Origin of the sequence: Ornithinimicrobium jinqii, assembly GCF_045032595.1 — a bacterium.
Classification (GTDB): Bacteria; Actinomycetota; Actinomycetes; order Actinomycetales; family Dermatophilaceae; genus Ornithinicoccus.
Map to the genome: position 1 here is coordinate 19,967 of NZ_JBJFZS010000018.1, position 18,173 is coordinate 38,139.

The window sequence follows — 18,173 nt, forward strand, 5'->3', positions numbered from 1 at the left end:
GTCGTGTCGTCATGGAGCGCCCCAGGCCCTCCCCGGCACCCATCTGAGCGTGCCCACCACCGGACTGTAAAGGCATTTTGCCAACCCCTGACCAAAACCGAACGAAGCCTGTGGACAACCGTGACCTGTGGACGACGAGGGCGGCCGCAGCGCCTTCTCCCGCAGCATGGGGGCGTGAGAGTGATGGTCACCGCACCGGGTCTGACCGGGCCGCAGCACGTCGTCGTCCGCTGCCCCGACACGTCCACCGTGCAGGAGCTGCGGACCCGCCTCGGGATGGGGGGCACAGGACCTGGTCCGGACCCGGCAGAGCCCCTCCGCCACGGGTATGCGGTGCCCGCACGGGTCGGCGCGACCGGCATGCCCGCCGACGGTCCCGGACGCAGCCTCGACGGCAGCGCCGGTCCGCGGGTGGTGGTGGTCGCCGGCCCCGACGCCGGGGCCTCCGCCCCCCTCCGCCCGGGACGCTGGCTCACCGTGGGCCGTGGGGCGGGCTGCGACCTGAGCGTGGTCGATCCCACGATGTCGCGCCGGCACCTGCGCGTCAGGCAGGGACGGGACGGCGTCACGCTGGAGGACCTGGGCTCGACCAACGGCCTGGCGACCGAGGGGCGGGGCGGGCAGCGCTGGGCCCCGGGGACGACGGTGGTCGCGGGCGCGTCGCGTCTCGCTCTGCTCGCCGACCCGCCCCCACCGGTGCGCGGCCCGGCCGCCGGGGGGACCGTGGTGCTGCGACCTTGGCCGCGACCCCGGCCGCGGCTGGACGAGGTGCACCTACAGACCCCCGACCCTCCCGCCCTCGCGACCGTGCGCGCCCCCAGCGCCTGGTCCTGGGGGCTGCCGCTCGTGGCTGCCGTGGTCGCGGCGGGCCTGCTGCGGATGCCGCTGCTCCTCGTCTTCGGGCTGATGGCTCCGGCCATGGTGCTGGGCCACCACCTCGGAGAACGCCGAGCGACCCGGCTCGAGCACCGGGCTGCCCTCGCTCACCACCAGGGTCTGGTCCTCGACCTGGAGCAGCAGGAGGACCGTGGCCTCGCTGCCGAGCTGCAGGTGCGCCGCCAGCTCGCCCCCGGCCTCCTCGGCGTCGTCAGGTCTCTCGTGCCCCTGCCGACGACCGAGCTGTGGGACCGGGCGGAGGAGCCGCTGGAGGTGGTCCTCGGCGAGGCCCCCTGCGTGAGTGGGGTCCGGGTCGACGACCGCAGAGCGACCCTGTCCACCGCTCCGCTCGTGCTGGACCTCGCCGAGCCGGTCGTCGTCGTCGGTGAGCCTGCGCTGCGCGACGCTGCCGTCCGCGCGTGGTTGCTCCAGCTCACGACCGCGCACGGTCCGTCGCGCCTGGGGCTGCTCGTGCGCCCCGACGACCTGCCCGGGACGGGGTGGGACCTGCTCGCCTGGCTGCCCCATACGCGCGAGGACACCGCCGTCCCACCGCCCCGGTCCCTGCGCTGGGGGCAGGACCTCCTCCTGGTGGACAGGCTCCAGGATGCGCCACCGGACCGGACCCAGGTCGTCCTGGTGAGCTCGACCGAGGGCGTGCTGCGCCGGCCGCGGGCGTCGGACCAGCGCTTCGTCCCGACGCTGCTCTCCCTGTCTCGCGCCCGCCACCTCGCCCGGTCGATGGCCAGCCTCACCGACCTCGGACCGGGCGCCGGTGGCGCGCACGCCCCTGACCGCGTCGCGACGACGCTGGGCGACCTCCTGCCCTGGCCGGAGGACGTCGCCGGGGCCGTCGCCGCGTGGTCGGGACCGGCGTGTCTGCGGGTGCCGGTCGGCGTGGACGGGTCCGGGTCCGTCGCCGAGGTCGACCTGGTCCGCGACGGGCCGCACGCCCTCGTCGCCGGGACCACCGGGTCCGGCAAGTCGGAGCTGCTGCGCACCCTCGTCACCGCCCTGGCCCTGCGCAACGCCCCGGACCGCCTCGCCCTGCTGCTCGTCGACTACAAGGGTGGCTCCTCCCTCGGGGAGTGCGCGGGTATGCCGCACACCGCTGGCCTGGTCACCGACCTCGACCCCCATCTCGGCGAACGGGTGCTGACCTCGCTGCGGGCCGAGCTGCGCCGGCGCGAGGCCCGGCTGGCGGAGGCGGGCGTGCGGGACGTCCGTGACTACCGCGGGCGGGACGTGCCGAGACTGGTCGTGGTCGTCGACGAGTTCCGGGTGCTCGCCGAGGAGCTGCCCGAGTTCCTCGACGGCCTCGTCCGTGTCGCCACCGTCGGCCGCAGCCTGGGCGTGCACCTCGTGCTCGCCACGCAGCGGCCGGCAGGGGTGGTCTCTGCCGACCTGCGGGCCAACGTCAACCTGCGGATCGCGCTGCGGGTCCGCGACGCGGCCGACAGCCTCGACGTGCTGGAGGTCCCGGACGCGGCCCACCTGCCGGAGGGCCGGCCAGGCGTCGCCCTGGTGCGCACGGGCGCCACGCCGGTCCGCCTCCTGCAGGTCGCCCCGGCCGCTCCGGGGACGGAGCCTGTGCCGGAGGACCCCTGGGACCTCGAGGAGGCGGAGGACGTCTGGGACGGCTGGCGCCGCCTGCGCCGTCCCTCGCCGCGTGCGGCGGGGCCGGGCGGGAGCACGCTCGGCGAGCTGCCCCAGGTCCTCACCGACGCAGCCGCAGAGGCAGGGCACCTCCGGCCGACGGTGTGGTTGCCCCCGCTTCCCTCGTCCCTGACGACCGCCGATCTCGTCGACGACAGGGCGTGGGCGGTGGCGGACCGCCCCGACCGGCAGCGACGAGAGGAGCTGCAGTGGCGACCGGACGACCCGATCGCGGTCGTCGGCTCGGGCCGCACCGGTCGGAGCACGGTCCTGCGTTCGCTCGTCCGGGGGGCCGGCCCGGTCTGGCTCTACGTCCTGGACCTGGGCAGGTCGCTGGAGGCCTCCGAGCTCGCCCGGCACCCCGGGCTGCGGTCGTGGGTGGCCCCGGACGACGTCGCCCAGGGTCTGCGCACGATGGAGGTCCTGAGTCAGCTGGTCGAGGACCGGCTGGCCGACGGTGGGCGGGCCGACGGGGCCAGGCACGAGCCGGTGGTGGTCGTCGTCGACGGCTGGGAGCGGTGGGTCGAGGCCCACGAGCCCGTGGACCGTGGTCGCGGCGTGGACCTGCTGCTCCGGCTGCTGCGGGAAGGACCCGGCGCGGGGGTGGTGGCGGTGCTCAGTGGTGGAAGGGGTCTGTTGACCGGCGCCGTCGCTGGTCTGATCGCCGAGACGTGGGTGCTGCGCCTGCACGACCCGGGAGACGTGCTGCGCGCCGGCCTCCGTCCGCAGCAGCTGCCCCGCGACCAGCCGGTCGGACGGCTGGTGCGCACCCACGACGGCGTCGTCGCCCAGGTCGTCGTTGCGGACGAGGCGCCCGGCGACACGGCCGGTCCGGCGCCGGACAGGCGACCCCCGGGCCTCCCCCCGCCGCAGGTCCGCGCACTGCCCCGCTCGGTCTTGCCGGGAGGACCCTGGGCGGTCGGTGGTGACGACGCGGAGCCGCTGCCCCTCCCCGGGGGCTCGGTCCTCGTGCTCGGCCCCCCGCGCTCCGGGGTGAGCGGCACCCTCCAGGCGCTGGTCTCCGGGGCCGGGGACGGCGACGTGCTCAGGGTGGGCCCAGGGCGCTGGGAGGACGCGCGCCTCGACAGCGCGCTCCAGGCGTTCCGGGGGACCGTCGTCGTGGACGATGCCCACCTGCTGGCCCGCAGCAGGGCCGCGGACCTCGTGCTGGAGTGGTCCGCACGCACAGCCGGACGGCTGCTCGTCGGCGGAGACCTCGAGGCGTGCTCGGTGCTCTTCACCGGTCTCGTCCCGCACGTCGCACGGCACCGCACGGGCGTCGTCCTGCAGCCCACCTCCCCCGCCCAGGGCGGACCGCTTGGCGTGCGGCTCCCGGTCGGCGAACCGCGTCTGCCGGGCCGGGGGGTGCTGGTCCTCGACGGCTCGTGCGTGCGGGTCCAGGTCGCGCAGCCGGGGATCAGTCCCCGCCGAGACGACCCATGAGGAAGGTGGCGGTCACCGAACCCAGACCGGCGAGCAGCACAGGAGCGGCGAGCCACCAGGGCGCGAACTCGAACATGGCGATGCCCAGCGGCACCATGAGGAAGTTGAACGCGATGGCCGGCGCCTGCGCGCGCGGGTGGCGGGCCCGCAGTCCCTTGGCCGTGTATCCGAGCCCGAGGGCGAACACCAGGATGGTGACGGCCGACGTGACGACGACCACGGGATCGGTGCCCCCGCCGATCACGAGCTCGTAGAGGTAGAACGCGGCGATCCCGAGCAGGACGACCGCCTCCGCGCCGACGAGGAGCGTGGCCACCTGACCCGCAGCCCGTTCCCGGGGCGTCGGGTCGGTGGTGGCGTTGCGGGGCGGCGGCTCCGCCGCGCCGGGGTCGGTGGGCACGCCGCTCATCGTAGGCGTCGCTCAGCCCGCGTCGGCCACGGTCGCCAGGGAGCGCGTCGTGAACCGGTGGGCCGTGCGGTAGCCGAGCCGCTCGTAGAGGCGGAGGGCGGGCATGTTGTCGCTGTAGACGCCCAGGGTGCTCACCCCCGCCTCCTCGATCGCCCGGCGGGTGAGCTCGGCGGTGAGGGCGCGCCCCAGGCCCCGACCCCGGTGGGCCGTGTGCACCACGATCCCCGACAGGTGCGGGATGCCCGAGGCCAGCTCGTGGACCCCCCCGAGGGCGACCAGGTCACCGGCGTCGTCGCGGACCGCGAGCCACAGGCTGGCGTGGCCGTGACCCGGAAAGCCCTCGAACGCGGGGTTGTGCGCGTGCCCGAAGGTGCTGATGAGCGTGGCGTCGTCGCCGTCGTGGAGCTCGTGGAACGCGACGCTGCCGTCGGCGGCGGGGACGTCGTCGGTCCACAGGAAGTCCCAGGAGCCCGCGCCGACCGTCACGTACCCGGCGGGGATCACCAGACCACGCTCGTGGTGGGTCGAGAACCACTCGACGGACACCCCGTCACGGTCGGCCAGCTCGGCCAGCGCTGCGAAGGCCTCGCTCTCGGCACGCTCACCGGCCCACGGGCGGACCACCGCGACGCCGCCCCAGTGACTCCTCCCCCGGCGCCACGGTGCCACGCACGCCCACCCCTGGTCCGAGGCCACCGCGATGACCTCGCTCGGCAGCGCCCACCGCACGTAGGGGTCGTGTGCGCTGCGCTCCAGCAGCTCCCCCCGGTCGACCTGGACCCACGTCACCCGCCGCAGCCTAGCCTCCGCCCGGCCTCTCCCATGGTGGTGTCAGCAGGCCCGTCTAGCCTGAGGCCGTGAGAGCCGCCACCGAAGCCGCCAAACGCCTCGTGCTCGAGGTCCTTGGCTGGTCGCTGCTCCTTGTCGGCTTCCTCGCGCTCTTCCTGCCGGGGCCCGGCCTGCTGCTGACGGTCGCGGGCCTGGCGGTGCTCTCGACGCAGTACGGCTGGGCGAAGCGGATGACCGAGCCCGTCAAGGTGCACGCCTGGCGCGCGGCGGCCGAGGGCGTGGAGAACTGGATGCGCATCACGCTGTCCACCCTCGGCGCCCTCACGGCAGGAGCGTTCGGGGCCCTGTGGATATGGTCGCCCACGCCACCGAGCTGGTGGATGCTGCCCCCGACGTGGTGGCTCTTCGGGGGGCCAGCCGTCGGCATCACCCTCATCGGCTCCTCCCTGCTCGCCCTGGGCCTGCTCGCGTACTCCGTGCACCGTTTCCACGACCGCCCGGAGGCGGTGGCCGAGGTGAAGCGGAACGAGAGGGCCTACCGCGCCAAGGTGGCCCGCCGTCGCCGGGCGCACCTGCGGCTGAACCGGATGAGGGGGGCCAGGGACCGCGTGTGGCACGGCCGCGTCTGACCCTCCCCGAGCGGACGCGCCCCGACCAGCGGTCTGCCGCAGGATGAGTGCGTGACGGCTGCGAGCGTCGACGATCTCCGCCGCGCCGGCAGGGTGCCCCTCTACGACCTGACGGGCTCCGGCCAGTCCACCGCTGCCGGGCGCCTCGGCGGCGCTCGCCTTCCGGTGCACCTGGTCGACGAGGAGATCGGCTGGCTGCCCGGCTGGACCGAGCGCGACCCGGCTCACCAGCGCGACCTCGCGGCCCGGCTGGTCGCGGACGAGCGGTGGATCCTGGACTCCGCCTACGGCAGGGTGGTCCGACGTCGTGCTGCCACGGGTCGAGATGGTCGTGGCCCTCGACGACCCCCGGTGGCTGAGCCTGCGCGGATGGGAGAGGCAGCCCGACGGCGTCCCCGTGCTGCGGCTCACGCGCCCGCGTCGGCTGGACGAGGCGCTCCGCCAGCTGGAGGCCTGACGACCGGAGCGGTGCACCCCGCCGCCGGTGTCGCCCAGGCCCGTCCCGCCACGCATCCGGTCACGGGTCGCAGACAGGTGCTGCGCGCACGGGTGGGGCGCCGACGGAGGGGATGCCGAGGCTGACGGCAGGCTTTCTCGTCACACCCGGGGTGGCACCGTCCTGCAGGGCGGTCCAGGCGTCGCCGCCGGGGGTGCGGCGCACGGCATACACCCCGCCCTGGACGCCAGAGTCCGCGACGAGGTGGTGCGGCGCGCCGTAGGTGACCGCGACGGTCACCACGTCGCCGGGGCGGGGCCGATCGGCTGGGACCGGCACCGCGAAGTGCACGAGCCGGTTGTCGCGCGCCCGTCCGGACAGACGGCGGGTCTCGGCGTCCTTGCGTCCCTCGCCCGGCGCGACCAGCACCTCGACCTGGCGCCCCTCGAGCTCACGGTTGCCGGCCCAGCTGACCTCCTCCTGCAGGACGAGGAGCCGTTCGAAGCGCTCCTGGACGACCTCCTTGGGGACCTGGTCCTCCATGGTCGCCGCGGGGGTGCCGGGCCGGACGGAGTACTGGAAGGTGAACGCGCTGGAGAACCGGGAGGCGCGTACGACGTCCAGGGTGGCCCGGAAGTCCTCCTCCGTCTCGCCAGGGAAGCCGACGATGATGTCGGTGGTGATCGCCGCGTCCGGGATCTGCTCACGGACCCGGTCGATGATCCCCAGGAAGCGCTCGCTGCGGTAGGACCGTCGCATCGCGCGCAGCACCCGGTCGGACCCCGACTGCAGGGGCATGTGCAGGCTGGGCATCACGTTGGCCGTCTCCGCCATCGCCGCGACGACGTCGTCGGTGAAGGCGGCGGGGTGCGGGCTGGTGAAGCGCACGCGCTCCAGCCCCGCGACCTCGCCGCACGCGCGGAGCAGCTTGCCGAACGCGAGCCGATCGCCGAACTCCACGCCGTAGGTGTTGACGTTCTGCCCCAGCAGGGTGATCTCGACGACCCCCTGGGCGACGAGCGCCTCGATCTCGGCGAGGATCTCACCGGGGCGGCGGTCCTTCTCCGTGCCCCGCAGCGCGGGCACGATGCAGAACGTGCACGTGTTGTTGCAGCCGACGGAGATGGACACCCAGGCGGCGTAGGCCGAGTCGCGCCGGGTGGGGAGGGTGGAGGGGAAGACCTCGAGCGACTCGAGGATCTCGACCTCGGCCGCCCTGTTGTGGCGGGCCCGGTCCAGCAGCGCGGGCAGCGAGCCGACGTTGTGGGTGCCGAAGACGACGTCGACCCAGGGGGCGCGCTCGACGATCGTGGCGCGGTCCTTCTGCGCGAGGCACCCGCCGACCGCGATCTGCAGGTCGGGGTTGGCGAGCTTGGCGGGCCGCAGCTGACCCAGGTTGCCGTAGAGCTTGTTCGCGGCGTTCTCCCGCACGGCGCAGGTGTTGAACACCACCACGTCGGCGACGTCAGCGCGCTGCGCCGCGGGCACGCTGGCCAGGTCGACGTAGCCGGCCGTCTCCAGGAGGCCGGCGAGCCGCTCGGAGTCGTGCACGTTCATCTGGCAGCCGTGGGTGCGGACGTCGTAGGTCTTGGTGGTGTTCATCGCACCCACCAGGGTAACCGCGCTCAGGCAGTCTCCCGCGCGGCGCGGCGGGCCAGCACCAGCGGAGGCAGCGCCATCGCGAACAGCAGGGCCGCCGGCACCAGGACGACGACGAAGCCCGCGAGCAGGTATCCGGCGGCTCCCATCAGCCCCCCGACGAAGAAGAGGGCCACCAGGGCCGACAGCATCCACAGCTTGCCGAGGTCTGCCTGCACCGGGACGGCGACGTCCGGGGCCAGCCGGTTGCGGTAGAGGCCCTTGCCGAGCTCTATGCCGATGTCGGTCACCATGCCGGTGACGTGGGTGGTGCGGATCGTCGCGTCGGAGACCTTGGTGATCAGCGCGTTCTGCAGGCCCATGATGAAGCCGAGGGTCGCGACCAGCGGCCACACCCGGGCGCCCCAGGTGACCTGGTCGGCGATACCGCCGACCAGCAGCACGAGCACCGCCTCGGTCAGCAGGACCAGGGCGAAGCGCTGGTCGTGGTGGTGGGGCCTGCGGCGGGCCCAGTTGAACTGGACCGCGCACGTCATGGCGCCGAGGAGGAAGAAGGCGAGGGCGACCACGCCGAGCCAGACGATCCGCCACCCGCCGAGGACCAGGTGGTCGGCGACGCTGGCGGTGATGCCCGTCATGTGCGAGGTGTAGAAGCCGACGGCGACGAACCCGACGGAGTTGAGGACGCCCGCGACCCAGGCGAGGTGGTAGGCCAGGTGCCGGTTGAGCGTGGGGGTGCGGCGCGACGCCGCGAGGACCCACACCTGCCACATCACGAGACCACTGTCACAGGGGCGGGAGTGGTGACCTTCACGGCCACCCACTGTAGTGCGGACGTAGGATGAGACCACGAGAACAGCCCGTCCGCGAAGGAGCGACGATGATTGCCAACGACCGCGAGAGCATCGGCGACGAGATGGGCATCTTCAGCGTGGACGACGAGGATCAGCTGTCTGCCGAGGACACGCTGATGGGCGACGGTGACCCGCTCGACCGTGGGTACGCCCCGCCGGACCGGCTGCAGGGGTCGGTCGCCTTCGGCATCACGGCCGAGGAGCAGCTGCGCGAGGAGACCATCGACCAGCGGGTCCGCCAGGAGGTGGCCGACCCCTACTCCGCGTACGGCGCCCCCGACAACGAGTCGGGCATGGACGAGAAGGACGACGGCATGGTGGGGGGCGACGACCCCGACGCGATCCGCGCCGACCTGGACCACTACGGTGGCGACGACCGTCGCGTGGGTCGTCTGATCGGTCCCGACGAGGGGCGCTACCAGGACCGCGAGGCACGGATGGTCGCCCGCGAGGGGCGCGCGACCAGCTGGGACTCTCCGGAGGAGTCGGCGATGCACTTCGTGGACGACGACGCCGACGAGACCCTGACCGAGGTGGAGTGGGACCCCTCGGACGCGCCGGCTCCCGACGAGGACGAGTGACTGCTTCACGGCAGTGACGGTTCCTCCGCGTGGGTCAGTCCCGCGCGTGCTCGGGAAGGTCGTCCAGCGCCTCGCGGATCACCTGGAACGACACGCCGGACCCGTAGCCCTTCCTGGCGAGGAAGCCTGCCAGGCGCCGGGTCTGGACGTCCCGGTCCAGGCCGCGCATCGTCCGCAGTCGACGGACGACCAGGGCGCGGGCCTGGTCCTTCTCCCGCTCCGGGTCGATCTCCTCGAGGGCGGCATCGACGACCTCGTCCGCCACCCCCCTGTCGCGCAGCTCACGACGCAGCGCCACGGCCGCGAGGCCCTTGGTCTCCTGACGGGAGCGGACGAACATCTCGGCGAAGGCCTCGTCGTCGACGAGGCCGACCTCCCCCATCCGGTCGAGCACGCTGGCAGCCACCTCGGGGGCGCACCCACGGTCGCGCAGCTTGTCCTCGAGCTGCCGACGCGTGCGCGGACCCATCGCGAGCTGCCGCAGCACGATCCGACGAGCGACGGACGCAGGGTCAGCACTGCTCTCTGCGGTCCCCGGCCCCGCTGACCGCGGCGCGGCCGCGCTGGCGGCGGACTCCGCCTCCGCCAGCACCTGCCGTGCCGCAGACAGCCGGTCTGCCTCGGCCATCAGAAGTCGACCGAGACCTCACCGGTGACGGGGTCGACCCCGTCCGGAAGGTCGTCCGCGCCGGGCAGGACAGCCCCGGCGACCGGCACACCGATCCCGAGCTTGGCCTTGATGTTGCGGTCGATGGTGTCGGCGATGTCGGGGTTGTCCTTGAGGAACTGACGGGCGTTCTCCTTGCCCTGCCCCATCTGCTCACCCTCGTAGGTGTACCAGGCACCGGCCTTGCGCACGAAGCCGTGGTCCACCCCCATGTCGATCAGACCGCCCTCCCGGGAGATGCCCTGCCCGTAGAGGATGTCGAACTCTGCCTGCTTGAAGGGGGGCGCCACCTTGTTCTTGACGACCTTGGCGCGGGTCCGGTTGCCGACCGCGTCCGTGCCGTCCTTCAGGGTCTCGATCCGGCGGACGTCGATGCGCACCGAGGCGTAGAACTTCAGCGCCTTGCCACCGGTCGTCGTCTCCGGCGAGCCGAACATCACGCCGATCTTCTCGCGGAGCTGGTTGATGAAGATCGCGGTGGTGCCGGTGTTGCTCAGGGCACCGGTGATCTTGCGCAGCGCCTGGGACATCAGCCGGGCCTGCAGGCCGACGTGGCTGTCCCCCATCTCCCCCTCGATCTCGGCCCGGGGCACCAGGGCGGCGACCGAGTCGATGACGATGATGTCCAGGGCCCCCGAGCGGATCAGCATGTCCGCGATCTCCAGCGCCTGCTCACCGGTGTCCGGCTGGCTCACGAGCAGGGCGTCGGTGTCGACGCCGAGCGCCTTGGCGTAGTCAGGGTCGAGGGCGTGCTCGGCGTCGATGAAGGCGGCGATGCCGCCGGCCTTCTGCGCGCTCGCGACCGCGTGCAGCGCCACGGTGGTCTTTCCGCTGGACTCCGGGCCGTAGATCTCCACCACCCGGCCCCGCGGCAGCCCACCGACCCCGAGGGCGACGTCCAGGGCGATCGACCCGGTGGGGATGACCTTGATCGGGGGGCGGGTCTCGTCACCCAGCCGCATGACCGAGCCCTTGCCGTGCTGCTTCTCGATCTGCGCCATCACAGAGTCGAGCGCCCGCTGCCTGTCGCTGCCGGCTACCGCGGCTGCACCGTTGCGTGCGCCGCCAGGTGCGATCTTCGTGGCCATGTCATGCTCCTTCGTCCTCGTGGTGGGCGCGCCTACCTTCGACCGACCTCCGGCCGCCGCCTCCTCGTGGAGGCCCTGGTCCGGGTCTGAGTCAGACGCTAGGCGCCCCCACCGACAGACCCGGCCGTCCACGACATACCTGTGGACGTCGGGTGCCTGCGGCGGCACCGTGTGGACAACGGTAATCGAAAGTTTGTACGACACAAGCATCCCCGACCCGGCGTGTCGCGGCACCCTGGCGCGGCCTAGCCTGAAGGGGTGAGCACGACCGCGCCCCCGGTCCAGCGACGTCCTGCGCGTCGTCGTCGTTCGCCCGGCTGGGTGCCCCACCAGCACGGCGCCTGGGCGATGCTCGCCACTCCCCTGCTGGTCGGCGCGCTCGCCTCGGGCCCCCGACCCGCGCACCTGCTCCTCGCGGCCTTCTGGTTCGCCGGCTACCTCGCGTTCTTCGCGACGGGGCTGTGGCTGAAGGCGCGGCGCAGGAGCCGCTACCTGGCGCCCGTTCGTGCCTACCTGCTGCTCGCGGCAGGGCTGGGGCTCGCGCTGCTCACCGTCTCACCGGGCCTGCTGCGCTGGACCCCGCTGTTCATCCTGCCGCTGGGGGTCGGCCTGGTCGCCTCGGCGACCCGCCACGAACGGGCCCTGGTCAGCGGGCTGGCCACCAGTGCCGGGTCCAGCCTCATGACCCTGGTCGCCTACGACCTGGGGGGCACCCAGGACCGGACGCGCGCCTGGCTGCTGACCGCCGTGCTCGCCTGCTACTTCGTCGGCACCGTGTTCTACGTCAAGAGCGCGATCCGCGAGCGAGACAACACCTCCTTCCTCGTCGTCTCGGTGACCTACCACCTCCTCGTCGCCGCGCTGGCTCTCCTCCTCCCCGCACCAGCAGGGCCGGTCCTCGCGACGACCGGGTTCGCGCTCGCGGCCCGTGCGGCCCTGCTCCCCCGGCTCGGCTGGAGCCCGGCCCGCCTGGGCGTCGGAGAGATCGGCTGGACGCTCGTGGTGGCGAGCGCGGCTCTGCTGCTGGTCTGAGCGGACCGAAGAACGCTTCCCCTGCGTCAAGGCAGGGCGTGCGGGAGCACTACACTGGTGCGACCCCGGGACGCCCGACGCCGCCGTCAGCGCACCACCCCACGCCCCCAGGAACCCTCCCCAGGAAGTCCCATGGCTCTGCTCGTGATGAAGTTCGGCGGATCGTCCGTCTCCGACGCCGAGGCGATGCGCCGCGTCGCCGGCCGCGTCGTCTCCTCCCACCAGGCCGGCAACCAGGTCGCCGTCGTGGTCTCCGCGATGGGCGACACGACGGACGAGCTGCTCGACCTCGCCGCCCAGGTCTCACCCGGCGTCCCGCCGCAGCGGGAGATGGACATGCTGCTCTCGGCCGGCGAGCGGATCTCCATGGCTCTCCTCGCGATGGCCATCGAGAAGCTCGGGGTCCCGGCCAAGAGCTTCACCGGGGCCCAGGCCGGCATGCGCACCGACACCGCCCACGGGCGCGCCCGGCTCCTCGACGTCCAGCCCGCCCGCGTCCGGCTCGCCCTCGACGAGGGCCGTGTGGCGATCGTCGCCGGTTTCCAGGGCATCAGCACCGACGACGACATCACGACGCTGGGCCGCGGTGGCTCGGACACCACCGCCGTCGCCCTCGCTGCCGCCCTCGACGCGGACGTCTGCGAGATCTACACCGACGTCGACGGCCTCTACACCGCCGACCCCCGCATCGTGCCCAGCGCCCGACCCGTCACCCGCCTCACCATCGAGGAGACCCTCGAGATGGCGGCGCACGGCGCCAAGATCCTGCACCTGCGCGCGGTGGAGTACGCGCGCCGGTTCCACGTGCCGCTCCACGTCCGCAGCAGCTTCTCCGACAAGGAGGGCACGTGGATCCTGGTCGGCCGACCCCTCACGGAGGACACCATGGAAGAACCCATCATCTCCGGCATCGCCCACGACAGGTCGTTGGGCAAGGTCACCGCCGTCGGCATCCCGGACCGTCCGGGGGCTGCCGCCGCGGTGGTCGGTGCCGTGTCGCGGGCGGGCGTGTCGGTCGACATGATCGTCCAGAACGTCTCGACGTCCGACGCCGCCACGTCGGACATCTCGTTCACCATCCCGGAGACGGACGGGCAGACCACGGTGGCCGCCGTGCGGGGGCTGCAGGCCGAGATGGGGTTCAGCGACGTGCTCTACACCAGCCATGTCGGCAAGCTCTCCCTCGTCGGTGCCGGGATGCGGTCCAACCCCTCGGTCGCTGCGCGCCTCTTCTCCGCACTCGCCGAGGCCGGCGTCAACATCGAGATGATCAGCACCTCCGAGATCCGGATCTCCGTGATCTGCGACCAGGCCGACCTCGAGGCCGGCGTGCGTGCGGTGCACACGGCGTTCGACCTGGACGCCGAGGCCGAGGCCGTGGTCTACGGCGGGACGGGCCGGTGAGCAGGAAGCCGCAGCACAGGACGCACCTGCACGTCGCCCTGGTCGGCGCGACGGGGCAGGTGGGCGCGGTGATGCGCCGACTGCTCTCCGAGCGCGGCTTCCCCGTCGCCTCGGTGCGCTACCTCGCCTCCTCCCGCTCGGCCGGCACCACGCTGGCCTGGGACGGGTCGCCCAACGGCATCGCCGGGTATGACGAAGCGCGCCAGATCGTGGTCGAGGACGTCGCGACGGCGGACCTCTCGGGCATCGACGTCGCGCTCTTCTCCGCCGGCGGCAGCGCGTCCAGGACGCACGCCCCCCGCTTCGCCGAGGCTGGCGCCGTGGTCGTCGACAACTCCTCCGCGTGGCGGATGGACGACGCCGTGCCGCTGGTCGTCAGCGAGGTCAACCCGGACGACCTGCAGCAGGCGGTCGGCGGGGGTGGCCGGCGGATCGTCGCCAATCCCAACTGCACGACCATGGCCGCGATGCCGGTGCTGCGCCCCCTCCACGCGGAGGCCGGGCTGGAGCGCCTGCGCGTCGCCACCTACCAGGCCGTGTCCGGCTCCGGGCTCGCCGGGGTGGAGGAGCTCGGGGGCCAGGTCCGTGCCGGGGTGGCCGCCGACGCCCCGATCGAGGGGCTCACCCACGACGGCGCCTCCGTGGTGCTGCCCGGGCCGAAGGCCTACGTGGCCCCCATCGCGTTCAACGTCGTCGCCCTCGCCGGTGACCTCGTCGAGGACGGGGAGACCTCCGAGGAGGTCAAGCTGCGCACCGAGTCGCGCAAGATCCTCGGGATCCCCGCCCTCGCCGTCTCGGGCACCTGCGTGCGCGTCCCGGTCTTCACCGGTCACAGCCTGGCGATCCATGCGGAGTTCGCCCGGGCGATCACGCCTGCACGGGCCACCACGCTGCTCGCGGAGGCCCCCGGCGTCGAGCTGGCCGACGTTCCGACCCCCCTGGCAGCCGCCGGCCAGGACCCGTCCTACGTCGGGCGGATCCGCACCGACCAGTCGGTGCCGGACGGACGCGGTCTGGTGATGTTCGTGTCGAACGACAACCTGCGCAAGGGCGCGGCCCTCAACGCCGTCCAGATCGCCGAGGTCATGCTGGAGCGCGGTCTGCTCTGAGCCCGCAGGGAGTGTGGCGTCCAGGCCCTGCTCAGGAGAGCGCGCTGCGGATCTCCGCGATGACCGCCTGCTCCTCCGCGGCCACCCCGTCCGCGGCAGCGGCGACCTGGTCGGCCGCGGCCAGGACGACGTCGCGGTATCCGTCGGCCTGCGCCGGCACCTTCGCCCGCAGCACGTCCATCGCCTGGCCGAGCTCGGCCAAGATGGTGGCGCGGACCTCCTCCTTGCTGCCCCGCGGCGGGGTGGGCAGGCCGCCCTCCCTCAGCAGCTCCTTGACGCCCTCGGGCGCCTGCTGCAGTGCCTGGGAGCCGGCCATCGACTCCTTGAACATCGCGAAGAACCCGGGGTCCGCCTGGGACACCAGGGCGATCGCGCCGAACGCGGAGCGGCGGACGAGGGTCTGCTCGTCCTCGGTGAGGTCTGGGGCGGGAGTCTGATCGGTCATCCCCCGAGTGTGCCCCTGTGCTCCCCGCCGCGCACCCCGAGCGCAGCCGGACCCGCCGGGTGCGACAGCCGAGGCGTCTCCCCGTGTCAGCGCCGACGCCGCGGGGGCTCGATGTACTGGTGCTCCGGCGGCACGTCGAGGTCCTGGCAGATCGCCTCCCAGACCCGCCGGACCGGCTCCCCCTGGGCGATCGCCTCGTCCGCGGTGCGACCCCCCAGCGAGCCCAGCGTGTGCGAGGCGGCGACGAGCGCGGCATACCCCGCCCCGAAGTGGCGCACCATCAGGTCCCGGAACTCGCTCAGCCGCACCGGGCCACCCTAGCCGCCGCCCATCAGGGCGACGACGAGCAGGATCGCGGGCATCGCCAGCAGGGTCGTGGCGAACACGCTGTCCCGCGCGATGCTCTCGCCGCGACCGTAGGCCACCGCGAGGATGTAGACGTTCTGGGCGGTCGGCAGGGATGACATCACGACCGCGGCGAGCACCTCCTGCGGGCCCAGCCCGAGCACCGGGCCCGCGACGAGCCCCGCCACCGCCGGCATCAGGACCAGCTTGAGCAGGACCACCCCGCCCAGCTCGGCCAGGTTGGCCCTGCCGCGCGGCACCGGCGACAGGCGCAGCGAGATGCCGAACGCCAGGAGCATGCCGGGGATCGCCAGTCCACCCACGAGCTCGAGGGGCGCGCGGACGACGTCCGGCAGCTGCACCCCCGTCAGGGCCACGACCAGACCCAGCAGGCTGCCGATCGTCAGCGGGTTGGTGAGGGGTGCGCGCACCAGCCTCCACACCGAGCCGTGCCCGTCCTGGCTGGTGTCCAGCGCCGCCAGCCACGCCGGCTGCAGGACCAGCAGCTGCATCAGGATGATGGGCGCCGACCACGACGCGTCCCCCAGGACGTAGATGGCGATCGGCAGCCCGAGGTTGTTGGCGTTGAGGTAGCTGACGCTCATGCCGCCCATCAGGGCGTGGGTCATGCTGCGTCGCAGCACGAGCCGGGCGAGCAGGAGGTATGCCGAGGCCGTCACCACCACGGCCACGGCGGTGGCGACGAGGAAGCCCGAGAAGAGGACGCGCACGTCCGCGTCGGCGACGACGAGGAAGAGCAGGGCCGGCGAGCCGACCCAGAAGGTCAGCTTCGCGAGCATCTGCTGCTCGGGCCGGCCGAACAGCCCGGTGTGGGCCAGCAGCCAGCCGACCGCGACGACCGCCGCGATCAGCCAGAAACCCATCAGCACGGCAGTCACGACGGACCATTATCCCGACCTCCCGCACGGCCGGGGCGCAGCGGCTCCACGCGCTGCTAGCCTCCCTGGAATGCGCGACCCGCGGTCGTCCGACGACCACCACCCCGACGACGACTACGTCACCGGCGACGGCGGCGTCACGGCGGAGGTGCTCGACCTTCGGCCGGTGACACCCCGGACCGTGGCCTCCCTCTACGAGACCCGGCCGGGCCTGAACCCCACCCAGGCGATCCGGACCTTCCTCGAGGCCGTCAACCTGCAGGAGCGGCGCGGTCACCTGCGCGTCGTCGACGACCTCATCGGGCTGCAGCGGCGCGTCGGCGACACCATCGAGCACTACAAGGACAAGCTGCTCAACGCCGAGGCCCGCAGCGGGTCGACCGAGTCGGCCAAGTTCGGCATCGGGCACTTCCACGGCCAGCGCGCGGTGGTCTACGTCGTCGACTGGTCCTTCTTCGCCGGGTCCCTCGGGGAGGTCGCGGGCGAGAAGTTCGTCCAGGCCGCCGAGCTTGCCGAGAGGGAGAGGCTGCCGCTGGTCAGCATGGGCGCCTCCTCGGGCGTGCGCCAGCACGAGAACGTGCTGGGCCTGATCCAGATGCAGCGGATGGCCGCGGCCGCCAACAAGTTCCAGCACACCACCAACCGGCCCTACATCTCGGTGCTGGCAGGGCAGGTGTGGGGCGGGATGTCGGCGAGCGCGGTCCCGAGCGCCGACCTCATCGTCGCGCTGGAGGGGACCGACTACGGCTTCGCCGGCCGCCGGGTCATCGAGACCTTCGAGGGGCGGGCGGTGCCGCGCGGCCTGCAGAGCGCCGAGGCCAACTACCTGGACCGCAACGTGGACGTGCTCCTCAAGGACGTCGACGAGCTGATCACCTTCCTGGGTCGCGTCATCGCCTCCGGTCGCTCCGGGCACCGGCTGCGGCTCGGGCGGCACGACGGCGAGGACCGCCGGCGGGCCACGTCGCGGCCCCTGACCCGTGGGGTCGAGGGGTTCTCCGCCGCGCTGTGGGACCGTCAGCTCGTCGAGCACACGCTGCAGGTGGAACGGGACCGGCGCGACCGCCCGGACGCCTCGCGGCGCGAGGCGCTGATGGCCCGCTACAACGAGATCGCCGTCGGGGCCAACCGGCTGGACACGGAGTTCTTCCTGCAGAACGTCTTCGACACCGCCGTCCCGTTCTACAACCACGTGCAGTTCGAGGAGGAGAAGCGCTACCCCGGGATCGTGGCCGCGGTGGGCACCATCGCCGGCCAGTCCTTCATGGTGGTCGGCGACCAGCCCAGCTACCGCATCTCGGGCAGCTACGTCGGCAAGTCCCCGGCGAACCCCAGCCCGGAGGACTTCGAGTATGCCGTGCGCATGATGGACGCCGCGGAGCGCTGGGAGCTGCCGATCGTCTTCCTCACCGACACCCTCGGTGCGCTGCCGACGATGGCCGCCGAGCGGCGTGGACAGTCGAGGGCGATCGCGCGCAGCATCAAGAAGGCGGCCTCCCACCCCTATCCCACGATCTCGGTCATCACCGGGGCGATGGGCAGCGGCGGCGGTCTGGCAACCACCCCGTTCGGCCGCGAGACCGTCATGCTCGACAGCGCCCTGGGCTTCGTGTCCGAGCCTCGGTCCACGGCCACGATCCTCTACAACGAGGCCAACCCGACGGTGGAGCAGGTGGCGATGACCCTGGAGACCATGCGCGCCTCCTCCGACGACCTCCGGCACCAGGGGCTGGTCGACACCGTGGTCCACGACGGCCAGGACCCCTACGCCACCGCCCACGCCCTGCGCGTGGCGATCGTCGACGGGTACAACGCCCAGCACGGGCTGAGCCCGCGTCGTCTGCGGCAGAAGGCCGACGACCGGCTGCGGCCCCGGACCCTCGGCAAGCTCGCCGCCGAGCACCACGACTGA

17 protein-coding genes are annotated in these 18,173 nt (G+C 73.0%); 8 read left to right on the forward strand and 9 right to left on the reverse strand.

Going from position 1 to position 18,173, the window contains the following annotated elements:
• Window positions 1-183 precede the first annotated feature (183 nt).
• On the forward strand, window positions 184-3,975 hold the full coding sequence (locus ACI3ET_RS07830) for an FtsK/SpoIIIE domain-containing protein (RefSeq protein WP_405032656.1): 3,792 nt from the start codon (window positions 184-186) through the stop codon (window positions 3,973-3,975).
• Here the strand turns inward: ACI3ET_RS07830 and ACI3ET_RS07835 are convergent.
• Together ACI3ET_RS07835 and ACI3ET_RS07840 are read right to left on the reverse strand one after the other, a co-directional pair.
• Entirely contained in the window at window positions 3,950-4,375 is a 426-nt protein-coding gene (locus ACI3ET_RS07835) for a hypothetical protein (RefSeq protein ID WP_405032449.1), read from the reverse strand. The genes ACI3ET_RS07830 and ACI3ET_RS07835 overlap by 26 nt on opposite strands.
• 21 nt (window positions 4,376-4,396) lie before the next feature.
• The gene (locus ACI3ET_RS07840) at window positions 4,397-5,173 is read right to left on the reverse strand and encodes a GNAT family N-acetyltransferase (RefSeq protein ID WP_405032451.1); all 777 of its coding nucleotides are present in this window, start codon (window positions 5,171-5,173) and stop codon (window positions 4,397-4,399) included.
• Window positions 5,174-5,241: 68 nt separating this feature from the next.
• On the opposite strand from ACI3ET_RS07840, the gene ACI3ET_RS07845 reads away from it, so the two are divergent.
• Together ACI3ET_RS07845 and ACI3ET_RS07850 are read left to right on the forward strand one after the other, a co-directional pair.
• Window positions 5,242-5,802 (forward strand): PGPGW domain-containing protein, encoded by a 561-nt coding sequence (locus ACI3ET_RS07845; RefSeq protein WP_405032452.1) that lies wholly within the window; start codon window positions 5,242-5,244, stop codon window positions 5,800-5,802.
• Window positions 5,803-6,109: 307 nt separating this feature from the next.
• Complete coding sequence (locus ACI3ET_RS07850) at window positions 6,110-6,259, forward strand: hypothetical protein (protein ID WP_405032454.1); 150 nt, start codon at window positions 6,110-6,112, stop codon at window positions 6,257-6,259.
• Between the two features lie 60 nt (window positions 6,260-6,319).
• Here ACI3ET_RS07850 and miaB read toward each other — a convergent pair whose 3' ends face one another.
• Both miaB and ACI3ET_RS07860 read right to left on the reverse strand, forming a co-directional pair.
• The gene (gene miaB, locus ACI3ET_RS07855) at window positions 6,320-7,840 is read right to left on the reverse strand and encodes a tRNA (N6-isopentenyl adenosine(37)-C2)-methylthiotransferase MiaB (RefSeq protein WP_405032455.1); all 1,521 of its coding nucleotides are present in this window, start codon (window positions 7,838-7,840) and stop codon (window positions 6,320-6,322) included.
• A 23-nt stretch (window positions 7,841-7,863) separates the two neighbouring features.
• Window positions 7,864-8,610 (reverse strand): YoaK family protein, encoded by a 747-nt coding sequence (locus tag ACI3ET_RS07860; protein ID WP_405032657.1) that lies wholly within the window; start codon window positions 8,608-8,610, stop codon window positions 7,864-7,866.
• A 107-nt stretch (window positions 8,611-8,717) separates the two neighbouring features.
• Here ACI3ET_RS07860 and ACI3ET_RS07865 point away from each other — a divergent pair, with 107 nt between their 5' ends.
• Window positions 8,718-9,272, forward strand: coding sequence for a DUF5709 domain-containing protein (locus ACI3ET_RS07865; protein WP_405032456.1), 555 nt, complete (start codon window positions 8,718-8,720; stop codon window positions 9,270-9,272).
• Window positions 9,273-9,306: 34 nt separating this feature from the next.
• Here ACI3ET_RS07865 and ACI3ET_RS07870 read toward each other — a convergent pair whose 3' ends face one another.
• Entirely contained in the window at window positions 9,307-9,900 is a 594-nt protein-coding gene (locus ACI3ET_RS07870) for a regulatory protein RecX (protein ID WP_405032457.1), read from the reverse strand.
• On the reverse strand, window positions 9,900-10,940 hold the full coding sequence (recA, locus tag ACI3ET_RS07875; protein WP_463671517.1) for a recombinase RecA: 1,041 nt from the start codon (window positions 10,938-10,940) through the stop codon (window positions 9,900-9,902). Before recA ends, ACI3ET_RS07870 begins: the two co-directional genes overlap by 1 nt.
• A 345-nt stretch (window positions 10,941-11,285) precedes the next feature.
• On the opposite strand from recA, the gene ACI3ET_RS07880 reads away from it, so the two are divergent.
• The 3 genes from ACI3ET_RS07880 (at window position 11,286) to ACI3ET_RS07890 (ending at window position 14,572) form a co-directional block, all read left to right on the forward strand.
• A complete protein-coding gene (locus tag ACI3ET_RS07880) occupies window positions 11,286-12,059 on the forward strand; it encodes a YwiC-like family protein (RefSeq protein WP_405032459.1) in 774 nt (257 codons plus the stop codon).
• 132 nt (window positions 12,060-12,191) lie between these two features.
• Entirely contained in the window at window positions 12,192-13,463 is a 1,272-nt protein-coding gene (locus tag ACI3ET_RS07885) for an aspartate kinase (protein ID WP_405032460.1), read from the forward strand.
• Window positions 13,460-14,572, forward strand: a complete 1,113-nt coding sequence (locus ACI3ET_RS07890) for an aspartate-semialdehyde dehydrogenase (RefSeq protein WP_405032461.1) — start codon at window positions 13,460-13,462, stop codon at window positions 14,570-14,572. The genes ACI3ET_RS07885 and ACI3ET_RS07890 overlap by 4 nt, the downstream gene beginning before the upstream one ends.
• 31 nt (window positions 14,573-14,603) lie before the next feature.
• Here the strand turns inward: ACI3ET_RS07890 and ACI3ET_RS07895 are convergent, their stop codons facing one another.
• The 3 genes from ACI3ET_RS07895 to ACI3ET_RS07905 form a co-directional block, all read right to left on the reverse strand.
• Complete coding sequence (locus ACI3ET_RS07895) at window positions 14,604-15,017, reverse strand: hypothetical protein (protein WP_405032462.1); 414 nt, start codon at window positions 15,015-15,017, stop codon at window positions 14,604-14,606.
• 86 nt (window positions 15,018-15,103) lie between these two features.
• Entirely contained in the window at window positions 15,104-15,325 is a 222-nt protein-coding gene (locus ACI3ET_RS07900; RefSeq protein ID WP_405032463.1) for a DUF3046 domain-containing protein, read from the reverse strand.
• 9 nt (window positions 15,326-15,334) lie between these two features.
• Window positions 15,335-16,261, reverse strand: coding sequence for an AEC family transporter (locus ACI3ET_RS07905; RefSeq protein WP_405032464.1), 927 nt, complete (start codon window positions 16,259-16,261; stop codon window positions 15,335-15,337).
• 70 nt (window positions 16,262-16,331) lie between these two features.
• On the opposite strand from ACI3ET_RS07905, the gene ACI3ET_RS07910 reads away from it, so the two are divergent.
• On the forward strand, window positions 16,332-18,173 hold the full coding sequence (locus ACI3ET_RS07910) for a carboxyl transferase domain-containing protein (RefSeq protein WP_405032465.1): 1,842 nt from the start codon (window positions 16,332-16,334) through the stop codon (window positions 18,171-18,173).